Genomic DNA, 24,797 nt, shown 5'->3' on the forward strand with positions numbered 1-24,797 from the left:
GGATAGGAATATATTGGCCAAGATGGGAGTCAACGTGTCCAATAAACGGATATATTGGCCAAGAATGAGAGCAACGTGTCCAATATCCGTATAATCAAGACACAACTCAAAAACTAGTGTCCAGATTCGGGTGTTTTCTAGACACAACTCAAAAAGTAGTGTCTAGAATATAGTGTTTTTTAGATACAACTCGAAAACTAGTATCTAGATTCCGTTTTTTTCTTGGCACTTCCTCGCAGTTCAAACTACCCTAAGCAGGTAAAAGTAAAAACCGCTTCACAACTTAAGTTAAAATAAATACGCTATTAATCCTCAACACACTTAAGTAATTTTTTATTTCAAAATAATGTAGTGAGAAAATGAAGATAGATTTAAAAATTGTTACGAAATAGTCGAATTTAAGAGTGAAAACGGCATGCCGAAATTTCTTACATCGTGATACACTAAACCATGGTAAATTTTTCACAAAGTTTAAAAGGGTAAAGTGAGGAGTCAACATGTTCCTATTTATAACGGAAATTGTGATTATGGTACTCGCTATTATTATGGGACTGAGAACAGCGGGTGCATTAGGCTGTGGTATTTTCGCCATTGTAGCACAGTTGATTATGATATTTATATTTGGCTTGCCTCCGGGATCCGCCCCGGTGACAGCCGTACTTATTATTTTATCTATTGGTATTGCAGGAGGAACTTTGCAAGCAACAGGAGGTATAGATTATCTCGTATACCTCGCTTCAAAGATTATTGAACGCTTTCCAAAGTCTATTATTTTTATTGCGCCGATGATTGTCTTCTTATTTGTATTTGGCATCGGAACAGCAAATATTGCATTATCACTTGAACCTATTATTGCAAAGACTGCGACGAAAGCAGGGATTCAACCGAAGCGACCGCTCATCGCCTCAGTATTAACGGCAAACTTAGCTTTGCTTTGTAGTCCGGCAGCCTCAGCAACGGCATATATTATTGCAACATTAGCAGTAACTGGAGTAACGATGGGTAAATATCTATCTATCGTTTTACCGACTGCCTTACTCAGCATGTTAGCACTCAGTGTTTACTGCACATTTGTTGGACGTAAACGCAATGTTCAACCAAGCGTATTTGCTGAAAATATCTTGAGCGATTTAGAAGAAGAAAGTATTAAACCGTATTTTCCACGCAGAGTTAAACTCGGAGTAGCGGCCTTTTTAATTGGCGTAGGTTGTATTTTAGTATTCGGTATATTTTCAGATCTCGTTCCTACATTTAAAGTAGACGGCAAAATGATTAAATTACAGACAACGGATATTGTCCAACTCTTTATGTATGCCAGTGCAGCAGTCAATCTCGTATTGGTTAAACTGAAAACAAGTGATATTTTGTCTTCGCACATTACACAATCTGCAATTGGTGCCTTGTTTGCAGTGCTTGGGCCTGGTTGGCTAGGTGCGACCATCTTCAGTGCACCACAGAATAAAAAAATTATGACCCAGGAAATAGGCGGTATTATTGAACAGGTACCTTGGCTCGTTATTATTCTGGTTTCGCTCGTTACAATTATTGTCATCTCGCAATCAGCTACGGCTTCGATTATGCTTCCAATCTTGATGAGCATCGGCGTGCCACCGACCTTTTTCTTAGCCATGGTACAGACTTTAAATGTCAATTTCGTGATTCCTGCGCAACCCACCCTGTTATTTGCAGTGGATCTTGATGAGACGAAACAGACTCGGGCAACCAGCTTTATCGTGCCTGGATTTTTTGCCATTACGGTCTCAGTCATTATAGGCTTTACTATAAAAGCAATACTTGGAATTTAATTTTAAACAGATGGAAAGACTTCTGCTGGAGTGTTTCTGTCTGTTTTTTGCATTTTGAAAATGTTTAAGTTTCAATTTCAGTGCAATACTAAATACTGTAGTAGCATAGCCTAATAGTGAATTTCTTTGATTTTATATTTTTAAATTAGAAAATTTTGTTAAAGTTGTTGTAAAAAGCAATTAAACATCATATATTTAAAGGATAAGTAAAAATATAATCGACTTTTTGATAGAGCAGAAAATATTTATAAAGAAAAGATTGGGGATTGTATGAATGTCGAAGAAAAAGAAAAAACTCGAACAAAGCATGGGAGAAAAAAAGGTAAGGTTCAAGCTATATAAAGCCGGCAAACATTGGATTAAAGCTTGATTAAAAGAAATTGAATTATTACGAATTATGGGAATGCCTTTTAGAAATAAATCGGTTGAAAAGGAACAAAAAATTGAACTTGATGTAGATACAACCGACGATTTGAAAAAAGACTTCATTAAAAAATCCGCTGTGGTAGGCGGCGCATTTGCCACAATGAATTTAATAGATGGACACCAAGCATTCGCAGCTTCAGAAACCCCTGTCACTTCTGAGTTATCATCTTTCAGTGAGACAGTTGCAAATCAAAATTCTACCTCTCTGACTAAATCTTCAGCAAGCCAATCTAACACGAATGCAAGTACAGAAAGCTCAGCAAGCGAAACCAACACTGAATCCTCTCAAGCAGAAAGTACTGCACCTTCACAAACAAGTACGTCAGAACAAAGTGAAGCTATTGATTCAAGCAGTATGTCGGAAAGCGGAAAAGACGAACAAGTTGAATCAACAAGCGATTCTCAAACAGAAAGCAAGTCGGTTTCAAAATCCGCTGAATCGTCACAATCATCACAATTTAGTGAGCCATCTGAAAGCCATAAAACTTCAGAAACAAGCACATCAAAATCTGAAGCTATCCAAAACTCAGAGGCTTCTTCAAGTACGGATAATTCTGAGAGCCAGGCGCATACGCAATCAAGTGAAAGTCAGACCCATCAAGAACAAAAAGATTCTGAAAACTTAACGAAAGGTAGTTCAGAAGCTTCTCAAAGTACAACTAAATCTTCAGCTGATAGTACTTCCGCTAAAGATAGTACGACTACCTCTTCAACAGATAAAAAGTCAGTTGCCAACAGCACATCAGATAACAGTACAACATCAAGTAGTGCTTCGAATAAAACAGCTTCAACCAACTCTCAGAATTCAACAAAAACTGATGCGAGTGGCACGCAAAGTACGACATCATCAAACAGTACTTCTAGTAGTGTGAATCCATCAACAAGCACTAGTACCAGTATGTCTAATTCACCTTTACGCGTGAGAATGTTAGCCGCAACACCACAAGCGGCTCAAATGGCAGCAGCCGCAGCAACTACTACGTCTACAACTTATACAGGCGTAGGCAAAGATAAATATAATGGCGTATCGATTTATTATCATTTAACTATTACGAATACCAACAATACTTCATTAACATTTGTATATACAGTAACCTATGACAATCCTGACACGACTACTGTAGAAAAACCATCTTTAAACTCTAATACAGTAACTATGAATACATGGGGAACTGCGACAGTACCGATGATTACTTTAGGTGCAGGTTATGGTACACCGACGAATGTACAATCAGGGCTATCTACTTGGGATGCACCTACAAAATTTTTGACGACACCAAGGCCTACTGATAACCCGATGACAAAGAATGGTAATGGTTATAGTTGGCCATATACAACCATCACTTCTACCAACACGGGGAAAGGATATGGCATTACATCTATCTTTACGGTGCCGATTTCCGACCCTAAAGCAGATTTATCGTTTACATTTATACCTTATGCTTCGCAAAATGATAGCAGCTTAGGCAAAGCGAATTACTTTGCGACAACCATTAAAGGCGTCGATCCAGTACAATCACAATCGACAAGTACATCTATCGTGCAATCAACCAGTACAAGTGCAGCATCAGCATCAACTTCAACAAGTGCAAGTATCGTTGCCGATTCTCTGTCGAAAAGCACCTCAGCTTCCGAGAGTGCCAGTGCTGAGGCCTCAACGAATGCCAGTATATCTGACTCTCAATCAGCAAGTGGTTCATTAAGTACTTCTATACAGCAATCAGCAAGTACAGCAACTTCATTGTCTGATTCTATTGCAACATCTCAATCAATCAGCGGCTCAACTAGCGCATCGACAGCAGCATCACTGGCCACTTCAACATCTAATAGCTCATCAATCAGTAGCTCTACATCCAGTTCATTAAGTGCTTCCACTGCAAAAAGCATTTCGGACAGTGTATCTAAAAGTGGATCCCTAGCGGATTCACAGTCAGCATCAACCAGTCTTTCAAATCAGACAAGCGAATCCTTATCAACATCTCAATCTATCAGTGAAGCAGCGAGTACTTCAAAGAGCAATTCAACAGCAGCAAGTACATCAGTATCAGAAAGTGACTCTATTTCAAAAGCAAATTCAATTGCGGCATCACAATCAGCCAGCAGCTCTTTAAGTACGTCTGAAGCAAATTCAATTGCCGCTTCAACATCAGAAAGTACGGCCATTAGTACTTCCAAGTCATCATCACTAAGCGGGTCGTTATCAACAAGTACTTCAACAAGCACCTCAGACAGCGAAGTCATTTCCGCTTCAACATCTAAAAGTGACTCCATAGCGGAATCCAACTCAGTTTCAACATCACAATCATTAAGCGCCATACAAAGTACTTCTCTAAGCGAAGCAACATCCGCTTCATTATCAAGCAGTACTTCAACAAGTACATCGGAATCTGAAGCATTAAGCACTTCGCTTTCAACGAGCCTATCAAACAGTAATTCTGGTAGTCTGTCACAATCCATCAGCACTTCAGAAAGCACAGCAGCGTCACAATCAGCAAGCACATCTCAACAAACATCACTTTCAGCATCGACATCAGACAGTATTGCGGCTAGTACTTCTCAATCGCAAGCGCTAAGTGAATCACTTGCAACAAGTACGTCCGCTTCAACATCAGTCAGCAGTTCAAACGCTGCTTCGCAATCAACGAGCACTTCCTTAAGCGAAGCCAATTCAGCATCCGAAAGTACATCATTATCAGAGAGCCTTTCAGATTCAGCGCGCAGCACTTCAGAAAGTACATCCGCTTCTTTAAGCGACTCTAGTTCATTGAGCAGTTCTATAGCCGTCAGTACGTCTCAGTCTATTGCAGCTTCAACCAGTGCATCCGAGTCCTTAAGCGGCAGTTTAAGCACGTCAACCAGCAATTCAGCATCTAAGAGTGCCAGCAGCAGTATCGCCTTGAGCGAATCCGAATCACTCAGTAAAACAGCATCCGAATCCTTGAGCAGCAGTCTGTCATCGAGCGGTTCTGCGTCTCTCAGTGCATCAGAAGCGACAAGTACAAGCATTGCCAACAGTACTTCAAATTCTCAAAGCATTGCCGATTCAACAAGTGCCAGCACCTCATTGAGCATTGTAGCTTCAACCAGTGCATCCGACTCACTCAGCGCGAGCACTTCAACGAGTCTTTTAGAATCAGAAAGTGAATCAGATTCCATTAAAGCCAGCACATCCGAAAGTACTTCAATTTCAGCTAGCGAATCCGGTTCGACAAGCAGCAGTATTTCAACAAGTATGGCTAACTCTGCAAGTACTTCCGATTCTGTAAAAGAAAGCACTTCGTTGAGTACGTCAGGCTCAGAAAGTACCTCAAGCTCAATCAGTGCGAGCACATCAGCAAGTCTTTCAGATTCGATTAAAACATCGACAGCCATCAGCACGAGCACATCAACCAGCGATTCAGAATCTATGAGTGAATCGTCATCATTGAGTGACAGCAAATCATCAAGTATTTCAAACTCAGAAAGTACTTCTGCTTCAGTCAGCAAAAGTACCTCATTAAGTACAGCAGAGTCAGAAAGTGAATCTAGCTCTATCAGCGATAGTATGGTCGCAAGTACTTCAGTTTCAACACGTGATTCTGAAGTGACAAGTGCGAGTATTTCAGGCAGTACTTCAGCCAGCAACTCGCTTTCACAAAGTACATCAACGTCTATCAATACGAGTACATCAGAGAGCAGCAGTAATTCGATTGCCGCTTCTAATTCAATTAGCGCCAGCACATCAGCAAGTCTTTTAGAATCGGAAAGTGAATCGAATTCCTTGAGTACCTCGACATCAACTAGTGAAGCTAAATCGCTGAGCGAATCGAATTCTATTCGTACGAGCACCTCTGAAAGTATTTCAGCGTCTACAAGTACTTCCGAAGTGTTGAGTGAGCAAGCATCTGAAAGTGCATCTGTTTCAGATAGCAATTCAATGTCTATCAGCGCGAGCACATCAGAGAGTACCGCAGTTTCAACGAGCAAGTCTGAGTCTATTAGTAACAGCATTTCATCAAGTATTTCAGCTTCTGAGAGTGAAGCGGCTTCAGTGAGTGCGAACACATCCGAAAGTACCGCATCATCGATCAGTACGTCAGAATCCTTAAGTGGTGTTGTATCTGAAAGTACTGCAGCATCAATCAGTGCTTCAAACTCATTGAGCACTAAAATTTCTGAAAGCGCGTCGGATTCAACAAGCGAATCAGAATCGGTTGTTGCGAGTACGTCAATGAGTGAAGCTAAGTCAACGAGTCAATCAACATCCTTGAGTGACAGTATTGCAAACAGTACGTCAACATCAATCAGTGACTCGATTGTCACAAGCACAATTAAATCAGACAGCATCGTAGCTTCAGAAAGTTTATCCGGCTCTTATAGCGCCAGCAGTTCACAAAGTGTTTCTTTATCAGAAATGGAATCCGAATCAATCTCAGAAAGTACTTCAATAAGTGAAGCCAAATCAACGAGTCAATCAACTTCTTTAAGCGAGAGCATTGCAAACAGTACTTCGGCATCAATTAGCGACTCGATCGTTACAAGCGCAAGCAAATCAACAAGTCTAGCAGCGTCCGAAAGTTTATCCGACTTATACAGTGCCAGCAGCTCACAAAGTCTTTCTTTATCGGAAGCAGCATCAGAATCCATCTCAGAAAGCACATCAACAAGTGAAGCCAAATCAACGAGCTTGTCAACATCGCTAAGCGACAGCATTGCAAAAAGTACTTCAGCATCGGTCAGCGACTCAATCGCTACAAGTACAAGCAAATCAGACAGCCTAGCAGCATCAGAAAGCTTATCCGACTCATACAGTGCCAGCAGCTCACAAAGTGTTTCTTTATCGGAAGCAGCATCTGAATCCATCTCAGAAAGCACATCCACAAGTGAAGCTGAATCGACAAGCACATCGACATCATTAAGCGACAGCATTGCAAACAGTACTTCAGCATCCATCAGCGACTCAATTGTTACAAGTACAAGCAAATCAGACAGCCTAGCAGCATCAGAAAGCGTATCTGATTCGTACAGCGCCAGCAGTTCACAAAGCCTAGTAGTATCAGAAAGTACTTCTGAAGCAGCGTCAACTAGTATTTCAACAAGTGAAGCTGAATCAACAAGCAAGTCAACATCGTTGAGCAATAGTATTTCAGACAGTACATCAACATCTATCAGAGACTCGATCGCTACAAGCACAAGCAAATCAAACAGTCTAGCAGCATCAGAGAGTGCCTCAGACTCAGTTATCGCAAGCACATCACTTAGTACAGCCGATTCAGAAAGTACATCGACATCTATCTCAACACGTCAGTCAGACAGTACATCAACATCGATCAGCAATTCCGATTCATTGAGTACGCAACTTTCAAACAGTAATTCAACATCCTTGAGTACAGCCGATTCAATCAGTGCAAGCACATCAGAAAGCACTAGCTTATCTGCAGCAACGAGTGAAAGCATTTCAGAAAGTACATCTATATCAGAGATTACATCAGCATCTATCAGTACCAGCCTGTCAGACAGCACAGTAGCATCTACTAGTCTATCCGAATCATTGAGCGGCAGTTTATCAACCAGCCAAGCAAACTCAGGATCCGAAAGTCTCAACGAATCAGAAAGCGAGTCCGTATCCATCAGTGCGTCAACATCGACACAAGCCAGTACATCAGAAAGCATAGCCAATTCAGAAAGTACGTCCACGTCCCTAGAACAAAGCACATCGACAAGTACTTCAATTGCAAATAGCACCTCTGATTCTCTGGAAAAGAGTGCTTCGGAAAGTGCGGCTATCTCTGAGAGTACGGCTAATTCAGAAAGTTTGAGCATGGAAGAAAGTACTTCTATTGCGACAAGCCAATCTATCTCAACAAGTGATAGTGAACAAGAAAGTCTTTCTATTTCTACAAGACTCTCTGACTCAAATAGCTCGAGTATTTCAGTGAGCGCATCAAATTCTGAAAGTATAGTGGCTTCGACAAGCAACAGTATTGCAGCAAGCGAGTCACAATCAGCCAGCCTATCGACATCGACGAGCAAGAGTACGTCAGATAGTGCGTCAATTTCCGAAAGTCATTCAATATCAGACAGCAAAAGCGCATCCAACAGTACGTCACTTGCCAGCAGCATCTCAGCATCGACAAGCGAAAGCCTAGAAGCGAGCGAATCGAATTCGGAAAGTATAGCGACGTCAACAAGCAACAGTACTGCAGCAAGCGAGTCACAATCAGCCAGCCTATCAACATCGACAAGCAAGAGTGCGTCAGATAGTGCAGTGATATCCGAAAGTCATTCGTTATCAGACAGCAAGAGCGCATCCAATAGCACTTCACTTGCCAGCAGTATCTCAGCATCGACAAGCGAAAGTTTAGAAGCGAGCGAATCGAATTCGGAAAGTATAGCGACGTCAACAAGCAACAGTACTGCAGCAAGCGAGTCGCAATCAGCCAGCCTATCGACATCGACGAGCAAGAGTACGTCAGATAGTGCGTCAATTTCCGAAAGTCATTCGTTATCAGACAGCAAAAGCGCATCCAGCAGTACGTCACTTGCCAGCAGCATCTCAGCATCGACAAGCGAAAGTCTGAAAGTGAGCGAATCGAATTCCGAAAGCGTAGAAACATCGACAAGCAAGAGTACCGCAGCCAGCGAATCACAATCAGAAAGTCTATCAACATCCACGAGCAAGAGCACGTCGGATAGTAGAGTACTTTCCGAAAGTCTATCAACTTCAGACAGCACAAGTGAATCCGACAGTACGTCACTTGCCAGCAGTATTTCAACATCAACCAGTGCAAGCCTTACAGCCAGCGAATCGAACTCAGTAAGCTTATCGACTTCCATGAGTGACAGTACAGTAATCAGCGAGTCACGTTCCGAGAGCTTAGCCGGCTCGATCAGTGCGAGTACTTCAGAAAGTAGCTCGATTGTTATCAGTACTTCAGAATCAACAAGCTCAAGTGTAGCGGCAAGTACTTCAGTTTCGACAAGCTTGTCTACTTCAACGAGTGACAGTACTGAAACCAGCAATTCACGCTCGACAAGCCTTTCACAATCATTAAGTGGTAGTGAAGCGGAAAGCGCAACACAATCAACAAGTCTTTCACAATCGCTCTGCGCCAGCACATCATTAAGCGAAGCCAAGTCAACCAGTGCGTCAGAATCGACGGTTGCAAGTACTTCTATCAGTACATCCAGCTCAACAAGCTTAGCTGATTCCATTAGTGCCAGTACTTCATCAAGTATGGTTAACTCAGCAAGCTTGTCAGACTCGTTAAGTACGAGCACTGCAGCGAGCGAATCACGTTCAGCAAGCTTAGCCAACTCAATCAGTGCGAGCACTTCAGACAGCATAGCAGAATCCAACAGTATTTCAGCTTCTTCAAGCGAATCAGATGCGGCGAGCACGTCATTGAGCGAAGCCTATTCAAATAGCCAATTAGAATCAATGAGCGCCAGTACTTCTAATAGCAAAGTGAATTCCGAAAGCTTGTCAGATTCAATCAGTACGAGCATCTTAACAAGTGAGTCGCGCTCAGCCAGTCTGTCAGATTCTGTAAAAGTAAGTACTGTAGAAAGTGCGTCGACTTCAACAGCAATCTCTGAATCTGTAAGTACAAGTACTGCAGCAAGTGAATCACGTTCAGAAAGCTTAGCTAACTCTATCAGTGCGAGTACGTCAGACAGCAATGAAGTATCAATGAGTATTTCCGAATCAATGAGCAACAGTACGTCGGATAGCGAAGTGGAATCATTAAGCTTAGTCGATTCGTTAAATGCAAGCACTTCAGTAAGTGAAATTGCTTCGACAAGTTTATCTCAATCAACAGCGGCTAGTACTTCATTGAGTAATGCGAGCTCAACAAGTGTGTCAACTTCCATGAGTGACAGCACTTCAATCAGCGAGTCACGCTCAGCGAGTCTGTCAGATTCGTTTGAACAAAGTACATCATTAAGTAAAGCGACTTCAGCCAGTTTGTCAGATTCTCAAGTGGTAAGCACATCTGAGAGTATTGCAAATTCCGAAAGTACATCAGATTCTATCAAAGCAAGTGAATCAGCTAGTACTGCATATTCAGAAAGTCAATCCGCTTCAGAAAGTGCCAGCACTTCTGATAGTGAAGTCACTTCAACAAACGTTTCATTATCACAAAGTACAAGTACATCTGAAAGTGTAGGGCATTCTACAAGTATGAGTGCCAGCACTTCAAAGAGTACTTCCCTAAGTGACGAGACAAGTACTTCTATCAGCGGTTCAACTGTAGCTAGTAACAGTACGAGCGCATCACTGAGTACTTCATTATCGGCGAGCTTATCAGATTCGATGGCAAGTGATTCTGCTTCAACTAGTACAAGCATAGCCGCAAGCGAATCAAGATCAGCCAGTCTGTCAGATTCAACAGCGGCAAGTACATCCATCAGCGAAGCTGCTTCAACAAGCTTGTCTAACTCAACAAGTGCCAGCATATTAGCCAGCACATCAGACTCGACAAGCCTGTCAACATCACTCAGTGAAAGTATCAGCAGTTCCACAGCTGCAAGTGAAAGCACAAGCGGTGTAGTGAGCGCATCATTATCCGAAAGTATATCTGCTTCAACCAGTGACTCTGAAAAGGTAAGCGGCAGTATTTCGGCTAGCACTTCCGACTCACTTAAAAACTCAACGTCAGTGAGCAATAGTTTATCTGAAAGTACATCAACATCAATCGATAATTCCGAATCACTGAGCGCAATCATTTCAACCAGCTTATCAACTTCGACAAGTACCTTTGAAGCCAGAGTGAAATCGCAATCGATGAGTACTTCTGATTCTATGAGTACTTCAATATCTATCAGTAATCAAACATCAGCAAGCGACTCCACATCGCTCAGTGAATCAGATGTTATCAGCGAAAGTTTATCAGAAAGCAAATCAACATCTGTCAGCAACTCTGAACAAACAAGTGCTAGTATTTCAACAAGCACATCAATATCTTTAAATGAATCAACATCAGAAAGTGAGAGTATTTCAGCTAGCAAATCAACATCTGTTGTGGACTCAGAATCAGAAAGCACAAGTATTGCAGGCAGCACATCCTTATCAACATCAGGCTCAACTTCACTCAGTGAAAGTATATCTGTAAGCAGCAGCAATTCTGCTTCAGCAAGTGACAGTCTGTCATCCAGTTATGCAGCATCAATGAGCCTTTCAGAACAAATCAGTGAAAGTCTTTCAACAAGCCACTCGGCATCAGATAGTACATCAGCATCGCTAAGTGAAAGTCTGTCAGCGAGTCATGCAGCATCAGACAGTGCATCTGAGTCATTGAGTGTAAGCTTGGCAGAAAGCCATGCAGCATCAACGAGTGTATCTGAAGCTATCAGTGAAAGTTTATCGGCAAGTCATGCAGCATCAGATAGTGCCTCCTTGTCAGATAGCAGCAGTCTATCGACGGTATATTCGGATTCAGCAAGTACATCTGTATCAGCAAGTGATAGTTTAGCTGATAGTTATTCTGCATCAGCGAGTCTCTCTGAAGTAACGAGCACTAGCTTATCAACAAGTCTTTCAGTTGAGGAAAGTGAAGAAACTTCGGTTAGAAACAGCTTGATAGCGAGTGATGCTGCTTCAGAAAGTACTTCAATATCTATGAGTACAAGTCTTTCAGATAGTGGTTCAACATCAATACGTACTTCAGAATCACTCAGTGAAAGTTTATCGGCAAGTCATGCAGCATCAGATAGTGCTTCTGAACAAATTAGTGAAAGTTTATCGACAAGTACATCCTTAAGCGAAGAAGATTCTACAGAACTCAATGAATCAGAAAGTAAATCTGTTTCAGAGAGCGCATCAACTTCTGTAAGTACAAGTACATCAGAAAGCGAAGTCAATTCAGTGAGCAAGTCAGATTCTCTCAGTCAAAGTACTTCAGAAAGCACTGAATATCAAAATAGTATTTCGGCTTCAACGAGTGAGAGCACTTCAATAAGCGAAGTGAACTCAGAGAGTACGTCAGAATCTTTAAGCACAAGTGCTTCACTTAATGAAGCCAATTCGATGAGTCAATCTGACTCACTTAGTACGAGTGCTTCATTAAGTACTATTAATTCAGCAAATATCTCTGATTCTATCAGTACAAGTGCATCTGAAAGTACTTCTAATTCAATGAGCAAGTCAGATTCATTAAGTTCAAGCACATCTCTAAGTGACACGAATTCAGTAAGTAAATCAGATTCGCTTAGTGCGAGCACTTCATTAAGCGATGCATATTCAGCTAGCAAATCTGATTCCATGAGTGCAAGTACCTCACTAAGCGATGCGAACTCAGAGAGCAGATCGGATTCATTAAGTTCAAGTACTTCTGTAAGTGATGCACATTCTATGAGTGCTTCCGATTCTATAGTTGCAAGTACATCACTCAGTATGTCTCATTCAACAGATGCTTCAGAATCTATGAGCGAAAGTATTTCATTATCTGACATGACGTCACTTAGCACAAGTGAACAAGTCAGCACTTCGCAATCGACAGTAAAATCAACTTCGCTCAGCAACAGCTTGTCGTTATCGGGTTCCACAAGTGTCAGCTCCTCTGAGTTAACAAGTGAGAGTCTATCTGAGAGTGAAGCGGAACGTGAAAGAGAACATGAATCTGAACAAGAAAGCTTAGCAACAAGCGAATCATTATCAGAATACAATTCAGAACAAGTGAGTATGAGCTTATCTGAAAGTACCTCATTAAGCGATGAAAATTCTTCTGAACTGAACGAGTCAGAACAACAATCTGCTTCGTTAAGCACTTCTGCTTCATTGAAAGAAAGTACTTCAATCAGCGAAGTTAATTCAATGAGCAAGTCAGATTCCTTAGTAGCAAGTGAATCGAAGAGTGCTTCATTCGCAATAAGTCAGTCGAATTCTATCAGCGATAGTACATCAATTAGCGAAGAAAATTTAACAAGTCAATCAATGTCAGTAAGTGCGAGTACTTCTGAAAGTACAGCAATTTCAGAAAGTAGATCGGCATCTCTAAGTGGCAGTACTTCACTAAGTGATTCGAATGCGATAAGTATAGCGAATTCATTAAGTAACAGCATTTCAGTGAGCGAAACAAATTCAACAAGTCAATCAGAATCTATACGTACAAGTACATCCTTAAGCGATGCACAATCACTCAGCAAATCAACATCATTGAGCAGCAGTTTATCTGTCAGTGATTCAGCATCTAACAGTAAATCAGATTCAATCAATATAAGTACTTCTCTATCTGATTCGACTTCAGTGAGCACAAGTGAGCGTTTAAGCACTTCATTAAGTACTTCAGCGTCGACTTCTCAATCAACATCAATCAGTGTAAGTACGTCATTATCGAACTCAACAAGTATGAGTGACTCCAATTCACTAAGCACGAGCACATCGTTGAATCCGTCAACATCATCAAGTGAGTCAGATTCAGAAAGCTTGCCACCATCTGAAAGTGAATCAACATCTATCAGCGATTCAGAATCAGAGAGCATTTCAGATTCTAATAGCGGCTCAATCAGTGGCTCAAACAGTACAACACCATCAGAAAGCACTTCTATCAGTACGAGCGAGTCAACGAGCTTGCCGCCATCCGAAAGTACATCGACATCTATCAGCGATTCCGAATCAGCCAGCGTATCCGGTTCAATCAGTGATTCAAACAGTACAACACCATCAGAAAGCGCATCAATCAGTACGAGCGAATCAATGAGCTTGCCACCATCCGAAAATCCGTCGACATCCATCAGCGATTCCGAATCAGCTAGTGTGTCCGGCTCAATCAGTGACTCAAACAGTACCAAACCGTCCGAAAGTACTTCAATCAGTACGAGCGAATCAACGAGCTTGCCACCATCCGAAAGTACATCGACATCTATCAGCGATTCAGAATCAGAGAGCATCTCAGATTCTAATAATGGTTCAATCAGCACAGCACCATCAACAAGCACGTCAACATCTGTATCGGAAAGCATGACACCATCAGAAAGCACATCAACATCAGTATCTGAAAGTGAATCTATGAATGTGCCATCATCCGAAAGTACCTCAACATCTATGAGTATTTCTGAATCTAGCAGCATCTCAGAGGCAGTAAGCAACTCAATATCACAAAGCGTATCGACTGAAATGAGCAACTCAAGTAGTGAAGCTGTTTCAACATCTGAAGTCCATCACAGTCAATCTATGAACTCAGATCAAACTTCAACAAGCACAGCACAACCTGAATCTCATTCTTCAGAAAACGCGACATCAACACATGATAAAGTTAGCGAATTACCAGATACGGGTAATAATGAGAATAATAGAAGAGGTCTCATTCCGGCTGTAGCCGCAATGTTAGCAGGTTTAGGTTTATTCAAAAGAAAGAAAAAAGACAACAAAGAAAATAAAGATAAAGAGTAATAATAAATAAAGGTAAAGGTCCGCCAGTACATGTATACTGTGCTGGGGCCTTGCCTTAATTTTTTAAATAAAAGAGGATTAACATGAAAAAATATCTCAAAGATTATGAATATAAAATTTTATATAAACGCATTATTTTTACATGTTGGATTCTGCTTATATACATATTCGGTACACACATCCCGGCCATTACAACAGTGAGTACCAACACTTCTATCAGTGAGTTTTATAAAATGACTGCCGCGAATGTCGGAGGAGATTATCGTGCGCTCAACGTGTTCTCGCTCGGTTTAGGCCCATGGTTGACGTCCATGATATTTATGACTCTGATTTACTACAGGGATTCAGACCGCATGTTGAAACAAACACGTCGCGAAAAGAGTACAAAAGAAAAGATTTTTACCTTGATATTAGCCTTGATTCAAGCTTACTTTGTCGTCTTCACCTTACTTTCACACGCGCAAATAGAGCTGAATGAAAAATGGCTGATTATCCTAGTCTTAATCAGCGGCGCGATGATGCTGGTGTGGTTGTCTGATTTAAATACTAGATACGGCATTGCAGGACCGATGCCCATCGTCATGATAAGCATCATTCGGTCCATTATGCGACAGAAGATAGCTTTTTCAGAATTGGGACCGGTATTACTGATTTCATCACTGCTTGTGTTGCTGGTCATTTTATTAGTATTAATTTTCATCGAAATTACAGAATATCGTTTGCCATACCTGGATATTATGGATATTTCCTCCCGCAGAGAACATACTTATCTTGCTTGGAAATTGAATCCTGGCGGCAGTATTGCCATTATGATTAGTTTTGCCGCTTTCTTTGTATTGAATAGTGCGATTAATCTGCTCGTTCAATTTTTCAATTCGAAAAACAACGATGCGCTTAATTTCTTAGATTTTTCCACACCTATAGGAATTACCATCTTCTTGTTACTGCAACTTGTGCTCAGTTACGGTATTTCGCGGTTGATACTGGATCCTAAAAGAAAAGCCAAAGACTTTAAGAAGAACGGGAATTTCTTCCCCGGTGTAGATCCTGGTAAACCGACATTTCAATATTTGGTGCATAAAGCACGCCGTATCAGTTGGCTCGATGCTTTTATTGTTACCGTTATTATTGGAATTCCGTTATATGCAACATTACTGATTCCGCAGTTTTCAAAAGAAATTTATCTGTCTGTGCAAATTATCGTATTAGTTTATATCAGTTTGAATATCGTAGAGACTGTAAAAACCTATTTGTATTTCGATCAATACAAAAGTTTCTTAAATCGTTATTGGTAAGAAAGGAGGGCTAAAGTGAAGTATTTAATTCCAGCTTGGTATCATGAAGGCGAGTGGTGGCGCGATAAGGCCATGCCGTTTTACGAGACACATTTCACAACAGAATTTGATGATATGGTCAGTCTCGGGAACATGCTGGCGAAACATGCCGAACCTTTTGAACTCATTTGTTTAAATTATCATTCTGAACTGCGGAACTTTTTATATCGCAACGGTCTCTTTGAATCTTCCTATTGGTCAGTGTTTGATGCTATACAAGGGTTCGAACCAGCGACGCCGCAACCGATAGATTATCGCGACTTGCATTGGCCAGAAGGAACAGAATTTATTTATACACCCTATATTGTGAAGGCTTATACAGGCGCACATACTTCTTCAAATATATACATGAGTCAAGAAGGTTATATGACTTGGGTAGAAGATTATTATAATAATCATATTGAAAAAAGATACATCTTTGACGACCGCGGCTTTCTGTCGAGTGTGACTTATTTTAATCAGCAGGCACAACCTGAAAAGATTGCGTATCTCAATCGTGAAGGTCATACAGTGATAGAGGAACACTTAGATACGGGGAAAGTAGAAGTTGCTGAATTCTTTCACGATCAATTCAAACAATCAGAATATTCATCAATGAAAGAAGTCATCCAAGAATATTTAGCAGCCTACATAGAAACACATCAGAGCCCGCACAATACCTATATTGCAGCGTCTGATTCGAGACATAATGCATTGCTGAGTGAAGTCATCAACGGCCAGCAGCTGACGTTTTCACTTTTCAGTCGCAGACAGCCTGAACTGAGCACTTCAGATTTACAGACTATCAGCACAGCATTGGTTGGTAGATTCTCAGACTCAAACAGCACAACTTAAGCAATACAAGGAAGCAGCGGGACTTGCAACAGACATCATGCATCACACACCTTTCCCAGCGACTATCTTGCCGAATTTAAGCAGTCAATTGCACGAAACGGAAATCGGCCTGATGATAGACGGTTTGTCACTAGAAGAAGTCAATCAACAACTTGATGTCTTAATCCCTTATGTACAGAAAGGTGAAGATTTGCGGTTGGTATTGCTGACACGCCATTCACGTTCCCAACGTGCAGAAACGTTGAAAGACCGCATCGATGAAGTGAACGAGACCTTTGCGAAAGCACAGCCGGGCTATATGTTGATGGATGAAACACAAATTGCCGAATTGAAATTGGTGCGTTTCGAGTTTATTCCCTTTGAAGCGGATATTGTGAAACTCATTTCAACATTGCGAATCATGATTGATTTGAATCACGAGCCCGATTTATTTTTACAAATCAGCAGTATCAGTGCGGGCATTCCGCAAATTAATCGCCAACCCACAGAATACATGAAAGACCAGGCAAACGGATTATTGATTACCCACAATACCGAACTTCCGCAAGCACTCGATACATTTCTTATCGGCTTGAAGAATTGGAACTTTGCATTTGCCTATTCGGTGCAACTGGTGGAAGCCTATTCTTCAAAAAAACTTGTAGAGCAACTCAATCGATTGATAGAAGGTGAAACACATGGCACGTAAATTCAGAGCACTCCAAATCGGTCCTGACAATTACGAGGAGGCATTTGAGACATAAAGCGAGATAGATTGGCACTATGTCAACGACGACAATATAGAACAAGATTTCGAAACCCTCTGCAGCGAGATGCAAGCAGAGAAAGCCTTTGAGTTTATTCTCATTCAAACACACTACACCGAGAATTTGGCCGCGTTGCTAGATATTATCAGCGAACCGTTCAATACGTACGTTGAAAGTCCTTTTTGGGAAGAAAGATTTGGACAGTTCAGTGCTGCTAGAAAGTACTTCTTCAGAGAAGTAATGGCGGAGACCACAGCGGAGTTAATCGATAAAATTCAAACAATCGGTTTCTCCGGACAATACGGAGATAAAGTCAGTACGATAGATGCTTTAGTTAACCCAGCGTTTACAGGTACGATGCAATATAACGGCAACGTGAACATCGAGCTGGAAGGAGATTATGGAACAGACTTTAATCCGCTCATTCATTGGAAGACCATTTTGACCGCGAATAAGAATAAAGCCAATGATATTTGGCCTGAATTTGAAATCGAAGGGGATGTACAGCTTCAATATACTTTCAGAGTCGGTGACAACAGTGCGGTCGACCGAATTTTAGAGACCTATACATTTACCCAAGACGAATTAAGCGAACCTATTACCATCCACAAGCAGCCCATCAACTGCTATATTGCGGTATCAATTAAAGCAAAAGGATCAGGCAAAGTTAAAATCGGTCCCGTACATAAACGTTGGTCCCGATTAGATTTCGGCGACTTTATATTAGGCGGGCATCGCTATACAGATACTGAGCGCAATGAGTTTATTTATTATTTCAATCCCGGAGATTTAAAACCACCGCTGAACGTCTATTTCAGTGGTTACCGTCCTGCAGAAGGATTTGAAGCCTTTTTTATGATGAAAAAAATGGGGGCGCCGTTCTTATTATTCGGTGATCCGCGACTTGAAGGCGGCGCTTTCTATGCAGGTTCTGAAGAATATGAAAAGGCCATTACACAAACGATTAAAGATACATTAGCCGAACTGAATTTTTCAGATAGTGATTTAATCATGTCAGGATTATCCATGGGGTCTTTCGGGGCATTGTATTATAGCGGAAAATTAAGACCTAAGGCGATTATTGTCGGCAAACCGCTCGTTAATATGGGGACGATTGCAGCCAATATGCGTTTAGTCCGTCCGAATGATTTCGGCACAATGCTTGATATTTTACTCAAGAATGAGCATTCAAATGAGGACATTGCCATTCAGCATCTTAATGATAAGTTTTGGGAATACATGAGATATAACGATTTATCCGATACCACCTTTGCGATTGCGTTTATGGAACATGATGATTATGATCCGCAAGCACATAATGACTTGGTGAATTATTTTGGTAAACAAAAGGTGAAAATTATCAGTCGTGGCATTCCAGGTCGACATAACGACGACACTCCGACTATCGCCAATTGGTTTACCAACTTCTATAATATTATGCTCAGAAATGAGTTTGGGAGATAGATAGTATGGCAGAGACACAGCATTTCAATGTTTATTGGCGACAAATCAATCAATCTACCTTTATGTACGGAGCACGACTTCAATTTCAATCTGGCGGTGCTCAGTATGAGAACCGTTTGATGCCTTCAGGAACCGTTATTCATGAATGGTATATGCACACAAATTTTTATACTGACCGTGCCTTTCCTGCCTTGCCTTTTCTGAAAAAAGGTGTCACGTATCGTTTTAAATTTCATGTGACCGCCGTACCAGCTAACACCGTTTATTTTAAGATTATCTTTTTAAAAAGAAATGGGACAGAAGCGGCTACGTTTATTGCGAAAGAGGATGAAATTGATATCGAGATGCCGGAAGAGGCTTACGAGTATCAAGTGCAAATGATTAATGCGGCGATGGAATCTTTGCATTTTGAACGGATTGAAATTATTCCTGAAGAACAAGTCGCGGCGCACTCTCATCCTGCCGATACTTTAGAAGCGCTGCGCCAAGAGGGAGGTGGCAGAGATGGCTAATGCAATGCAGCAGACAATTAATCGACTACGTTTACGGTCTTTAGAGAAAACTTTGCGCAAAATTAATCAATTGAGCGATACAATGGCTGCCAAAACCGACGCTGAATTGCAGAAACAAACGGCTATCTTTAGGGCAGCTCTGCAAAATGGCAAATCTCTAACCGATATTTTGCCGCAAGCTTATGCCACAGCACGTGAAGCTAGCAAACGTGTACTCGGTATGTATCCGAAAGACGTACAAGTGCTCGGTGCTATCGTCTTGCACGAAGGGAATATTGCAGAAATGCAGACCGGAGAAGGCAAGACTCTGACCGCGACTTTGCCGCTGTATTTAAATGCGTTAAGCGGGGAAGGTGCTTTCTTGGTAACCACGAATGATTATTTAGCTGAACGTGATTATGAGGAGATGCGTCCCTTATATGAATGGTTAGGTTTGACCACGTCGTTAGGCTTTATCGGCGACCCTGACTATGAATATCAGCCTGGAGAGAAACAAGCAATTTATAATGCGGATATCATTTATACGACAAATGGCCGTCTAGGCTTTGATTATTTAATTGATAATCTGGCTGATTCATTAGAAGGCAAATTTATGCCGGATTTGAATTACGCATTGATTGATGAAATTGATTCCATTATTTTAGATGCGGCTCAGACCCCTTTAGTGATTTCTGGCGCACCACGGGTACAGTCAAACTTATTTGAAATAACGCAACAATTTGTTCAGACTTTGGAAAAAGAACGCGATTTTAAAATTGATGAACGGAAGAAAGAAGTGTGGCTGACTTCAGCAGGCATTCAAGCGACCCGTGATTATTTCAATGTGCCTGGTTTATATGAAGCACGTCATTTAGATTTAATCCGTAATATCAATTTAGCATTACGTGCACGTTATTTGTTCGAAGCGGACATTGATTATTATGTCTTGAAAGGCGAAATCGTCTTAATCGATCGCATTACTGGCCGCTTACTGCCCGGAACTAAATTACAATCTGGCTTGCACCAAGCCATTGAAGCCAAAGAAGAAATTGAAATTACCAATGATATGAGTATCATGGCAACCATTACGTTTCAAAATTTATTTAAGCAATTCAATCAATTCTCAGGAATGACGGGTACAGCTAAACAAGGTGAAAAGGAATTGAATGATTTGTATAGCAAAATTGTGGTGCAGATTCCGACTGATAAACCAGTTCAGAGGGAAGATTATAAAGATAGAGTATTCATGACGATTGAAGATAAGAATCAAGCCTTGATGCGCCGTTTATTAGAGTTGTATCGCTCCAAACGCCCTGTACTCTTGATTACCCGCACAGCCGAAGCAGCAGAACAATTTTCGATGTTTCTTTTTCAAAATAATATCCCGAATAATCTGCTGATTGCACAAAATGCGGCTAAAGAAGCGCAGATGATTGCAGAAGCGGGACAACTTGGAGCAGTGACAGTAGCTACGAGTATGGCTGGACGCGGGACGGATATAAAGTTGGAAGAAGGAGTGGCGGAACTTGGTGGATTAGCCGTCTTGGTGCATGAACATATGGATAACAGTCGTGTCGACCGTCAACTGCGCGGGCGTTCCGGACGACAAGGCGATCCAGGGTCCTCGCAATTTTATATTTCACTTGAGGATTACGTAGTGAAGCGATGGGGTAATACCAACTTGTTAGAAAATGACAAACTAAAACAACAAGACGCTGCAGAATTAGAACAAAGTCCGCTCTTTCGACATAAAGTCAGCAAGATTGTACATAAAGCGCAACAAATTTCAGAAGAACAAGGGATTGCGGCTCGTGAAATGGCGAATGAATTTGAAAAAAGTATCAGTATACAAAGGGATTTAATTTACAAAGAGCGCGATAACATACTCGCACTGAATAATTTCGGGCAATTTGATTTAGAACGCATGGCAGAAGATGTTTATCATCAATACGTGCAAGATAATTGGGCACAACTGGATGCTGATAATTTGCGCTCCTATATTTACAAAAATGTCAGCTTTGATTTTAAAGGTGATTTTGAAGCGGAAATATTAGAGAGCCAGAATGCTGTAATTACCTTTTTAGTTCAGTTGTTTCAAACGCAAAAACGCAGGCAAGCTGAGACATTAAATGATGCGGAAATGTATCATGAGTTTCTGCAGAAGTGTGTCTTAAAAGCTATTGACCAGGGCTGGATTCGACAAGTCGACCATCTGCAACAATTAAAGGGCAGTGTCAATAATCGTCAAAATGGCCAGCGTAATGCTATTTTCGAATATCATCGCGCTGCTTTGGAATCCTATGAAGCAATGGGCGAAGAAATTAAACACAATATGATTCGCAATATCAGTTTAAGTATGGTGACTTTCGGCAAGAACGATGCAATGATTATCCATTTTCCATAACTAGGGGGAAGTAAAGTGACAATTTACAATATTAATTTCGGTATTGGCTGGGCGAGCAGCGGCGTAGAATATGCGCAGGCATATCGTGCCAAGCTTTTAAGAAATTTTAAACATCCGTTGAAATTTGTATTTATTGATTTGATTCAAAATGAAAATATTCAAACGTATACCGAAAATATGGGCTTTCAAGATGATGAAGTCATTTGGTTGTATCAGTACTTTTCAGATATTCCCATTGCCCCGACGACCTATACTGTTGATGATTTATTAGATACCTTGCAGAACCAGGTTGTGCGTACAGAACAAGCTGGCGCCGTACGTCGATTATTTATGCCAGGTAATCAAAACTTTATTACTTGTTATTTAAAAGACGCAGATAGTGATATTGTGAATCGAGCTGAGTTTGTGGTGAATGGCAATTTGATTCGTAAAGACTTCTATTCGTATACACGCATCTATTCTGAATTTTATGCACCCTTTGAACAGCGCGCTAAAGTTTACCTGCGCCAATTCTATAATCAAGATGGTTCAATTGCCTATCAAGAATTTATTGATGGCGACCGGCATATGTACAGCTTTGAAGATGCTAAGTTTTATAGCAAAGAAGCCTTTGTCGCTTACTTTATGGAACAATTAGACCTTACTGCAGATGATGTAGTGATTCTTGATCGCGCTTCTCATGAGCTGCATATCGGTCAGGCAGTCTTGCAACATAAAGGTGACAGTAAACTAGGTGTAGTGGTGCATGCAGAACACTTTAGTGAAGGCAGCACCAATGACGAAACGATTTTATGGAACAACTATTATGAATACCAATTTCGAAATGCGCCTGAATTTGATTTCTTTATTACAGCTACCGATTTACAAAATGAAATCTTAACCCAGCAGATGCAATATTATCAAAACCACACTCCTAACATTCATACGATACCAGTCGGCAGTCTGCATGAATTAAGCTACCCTGAAAAAGAAGAGACACGCCGTCCTTACTCGATTATCAGCGCCTCACGTCTCGCTTCGGAAAAGCATGTTGATTGGTTGATTCGTGGTGTCGTTAAAGCTAAAGCAGTACTGCCCAAAATTACCTTTGATATTTATGGTGAAGGTGGTGAACGCACTGCCTTGCAAGACTTGATTCAAGAATTAGGAGCAGAAGATTATATCCGCTTACACGGGCATGTTAACTTGGCTCAAATCTATCCTCGCTATGATTTATTTGTTTCTGGGTCAACGAGTGAAGGTTTCGGCTTAACCTTGATGGAAGCTATTGGTGCAGGCTTAGGAATGATCGGATTTGATGTCAAATATGGTAATCCGACATTTATTGAACATGGAGAAAACGGCTATTTAATTCCTATTGATTTGAAACAAGACCGTTTAGATGAAATTACAGACCGAATTGCAGCTCGTATCGTGGATTATTTCCAAGGAAATACGGAAGCGTTTCATGAGAAATCGTATGAGATTGCAGAAGCATTTAAAACAGCGCATATTCAAGAGAAGTGGCGCAACTTGATAGGAGAGGTGCTTAATGATTAATCTGTTCGAACGTTTTAATCAACCGACTGAAACACTGTATCATTCTATGTTAGAAGCTGGATTGGACCATTTAACAGTCGTATTAAATGATGATGGTTTTTTACCGGAAGCAGTGACTTCGCCTTATCGCTTTTTTGCGGAAAATGAAATCAAAGACAGCGACCATGCCTTGTATTTTAATGAAATAGAAATTCCGCGCTTCTGGAATATTGAAGGTGATAATAATCAAGCGGTTATTAAAGATATGGGGGAAGTACGCGGTAAGATTCACTATCAACCCAATTACAAGCAACGTATTGTCAGTAGTGTAGAGTGGTTAGATCCACAAGGCTTTGTCCGCTATTGTGACCATTACGATCAGTTTGGAATCCGTTTTGCCCAAACCACTTATGATTTACGGGGTGTCGCGATTTTGAAAGAATATTTCACACGTGAAGGAGAACCGCTGATTTATGTGAATTACACTACTTCAAATTATGTACTGACTTGGCATGGAAAGGATTACTTTTTTGAAACGGAAGCAGACTTCATTGTCTTTTACTTAGAAATCATGGGAATTGATTTGGATAGCTTTGTTATTAATCATCTTGGTACACCTTTATCAGTGGTTTATAATCTAGGCGCTGAAGGACACGATTATGTAGTATGGCAAGAGTATATTGATGAGAATGCTGCATTGCCAGGTAATATGCGCTTAGTGTTGAATGAAGATGATGCTAATCGCTCGTCGCGTGATTTCACCTTAGTGGTACCGGAACGCCAGGAGTATGACCAGATTGTTGGAAAAGTAGGAGATGCTGAAAGAGAAAAGGTGGAGTTAGGCGGCTATATCTATCCCTTCACACGCCACAATCAATTTACTTCTAACATTTTGACGATGACCAATTCGGATCAAATCGAGAATTTAGAAGAGATTGTGAAACTCAGTCCGCATTTGAAATTCCATATTGGGGCCTTAACTGAAATGTCTTCGAAATTGTTGGCGATGGAACGCTATGATAATGTAAAACTCTATCCATCGTTGGAACCTGAAACGGTACGACGTTTATATAATGATTGCGATGTGTACCTGGATATTAATTCCGGCAATGAAATTTTAGATGCAGTCCATCGTGCCTTCTTAGCAGATATGTTAATCTTTGCCTATCAGGAAACTGCGCATAACTTAAAATATGTTGATGTTAGTACAGTTTATAAGACTGCAGATTATCGCGAATTGATGCATCAACTGCACCAGACTATAGATAATCATGAAAAATGGCGTGATTTATTGAAACGTCAAAAACAACAAGCGAACGTTGTAGATGTTCAAACGTTCAAACAGTTATTTTAGTGATGATGGATTGTGATAATAAACATACTACGCTCAAGATATAATTTT

At 40.9% G+C, this 24,797-nt stretch carries 8 protein-coding genes and 2 pseudogenes; all 10 read left to right on the forward strand.

Annotated elements, in window-relative coordinates:
• Positions 1 to 497 precede the first annotated feature (497 nt).
• The 10 genes and pseudogenes from CNQ82_RS02425 (at position 498) to gtfB (ending at position 24,749) form a co-directional block, all read left to right on the forward strand.
• Positions 498 to 1,805 (forward strand): anaerobic C4-dicarboxylate transporter family protein, encoded by a 1,308-nt coding sequence (locus tag CNQ82_RS02425; RefSeq protein ID WP_123143926.1) that lies wholly within the window; start codon positions 498 to 500, stop codon positions 1,803 to 1,805.
• Positions 1,806 to 2,112: 307 nt separating this feature from the next.
• Positions 2,113 to 2,175, forward strand: a complete 63-nt coding sequence (locus tag CNQ82_RS13450; protein WP_420876463.1) for a KxYKxGKxW signal peptide domain-containing protein — start codon at positions 2,113 to 2,115, stop codon at positions 2,173 to 2,175.
• Positions 2,176 to 2,202: 27 nt separating this feature from the next.
• The gene (locus CNQ82_RS13105; protein ID WP_164711932.1) at positions 2,203 to 14,604 is read left to right on the forward strand and encodes an accessory Sec-dependent LPXTG-anchored adhesin; all 12,402 of its coding nucleotides are present in this window, start codon (positions 2,203 to 2,205) and stop codon (positions 14,602 to 14,604) included.
• Between the two features lie 83 nt (positions 14,605 to 14,687).
• On the forward strand, positions 14,688 to 15,899 hold the full coding sequence (gene secY2 / locus CNQ82_RS02485) for an accessory Sec system protein translocase subunit SecY2 (RefSeq protein WP_123143937.1): 1,212 nt from the start codon (positions 14,688 to 14,690) through the stop codon (positions 15,897 to 15,899).
• Positions 15,900 to 15,914: 15 nt separating this feature from the next.
• Positions 15,915 to 17,460, forward strand: a pseudogene (gene asp1 / locus CNQ82_RS13265) (accessory Sec system protein Asp1).
• Positions 17,450 to 18,982 (forward strand): annotated as a pseudogene (asp2, locus tag CNQ82_RS02500) (accessory Sec system protein Asp2). The pseudogenes asp1 and asp2 overlap by 11 nt, the downstream one beginning before the upstream one ends.
• A 5-nt stretch (positions 18,983 to 18,987) precedes the next feature.
• Positions 18,988 to 19,494 (forward strand): accessory Sec system protein Asp3, encoded by a 507-nt coding sequence (gene asp3, locus CNQ82_RS02505; protein WP_123143940.1) that lies wholly within the window; start codon positions 18,988 to 18,990, stop codon positions 19,492 to 19,494.
• On the forward strand, positions 19,487 to 21,877 hold the full coding sequence (secA2, locus tag CNQ82_RS02510) for an accessory Sec system translocase SecA2 (protein WP_123143941.1): 2,391 nt from the start codon (positions 19,487 to 19,489) through the stop codon (positions 21,875 to 21,877). The genes asp3 and secA2 overlap by 8 nt, the downstream gene beginning before the upstream one ends.
• A gap of 15 nt (positions 21,878 to 21,892) precedes the next feature.
• Positions 21,893 to 23,416 (forward strand): accessory Sec system glycosyltransferase GtfA, encoded by a 1,524-nt coding sequence (gene gtfA, locus CNQ82_RS02515; protein WP_123143942.1) that lies wholly within the window; start codon positions 21,893 to 21,895, stop codon positions 23,414 to 23,416.
• A complete protein-coding gene (gene gtfB / locus CNQ82_RS02520) occupies positions 23,409 to 24,749 on the forward strand; it encodes an accessory Sec system glycosylation chaperone GtfB (RefSeq protein ID WP_123143943.1) in 1,341 nt (446 codons plus the stop codon). The genes gtfA and gtfB overlap by 8 nt, the downstream gene beginning before the upstream one ends.
• The last annotated feature ends 48 nt before the right edge of the window (positions 24,750 to 24,797 follow it).

Source organism: Staphylococcus debuckii (assembly GCF_003718735.1).
GTDB classification, from domain to species: domain Bacteria; phylum Bacillota; class Bacilli; order Staphylococcales; family Staphylococcaceae; genus Staphylococcus; species Staphylococcus debuckii.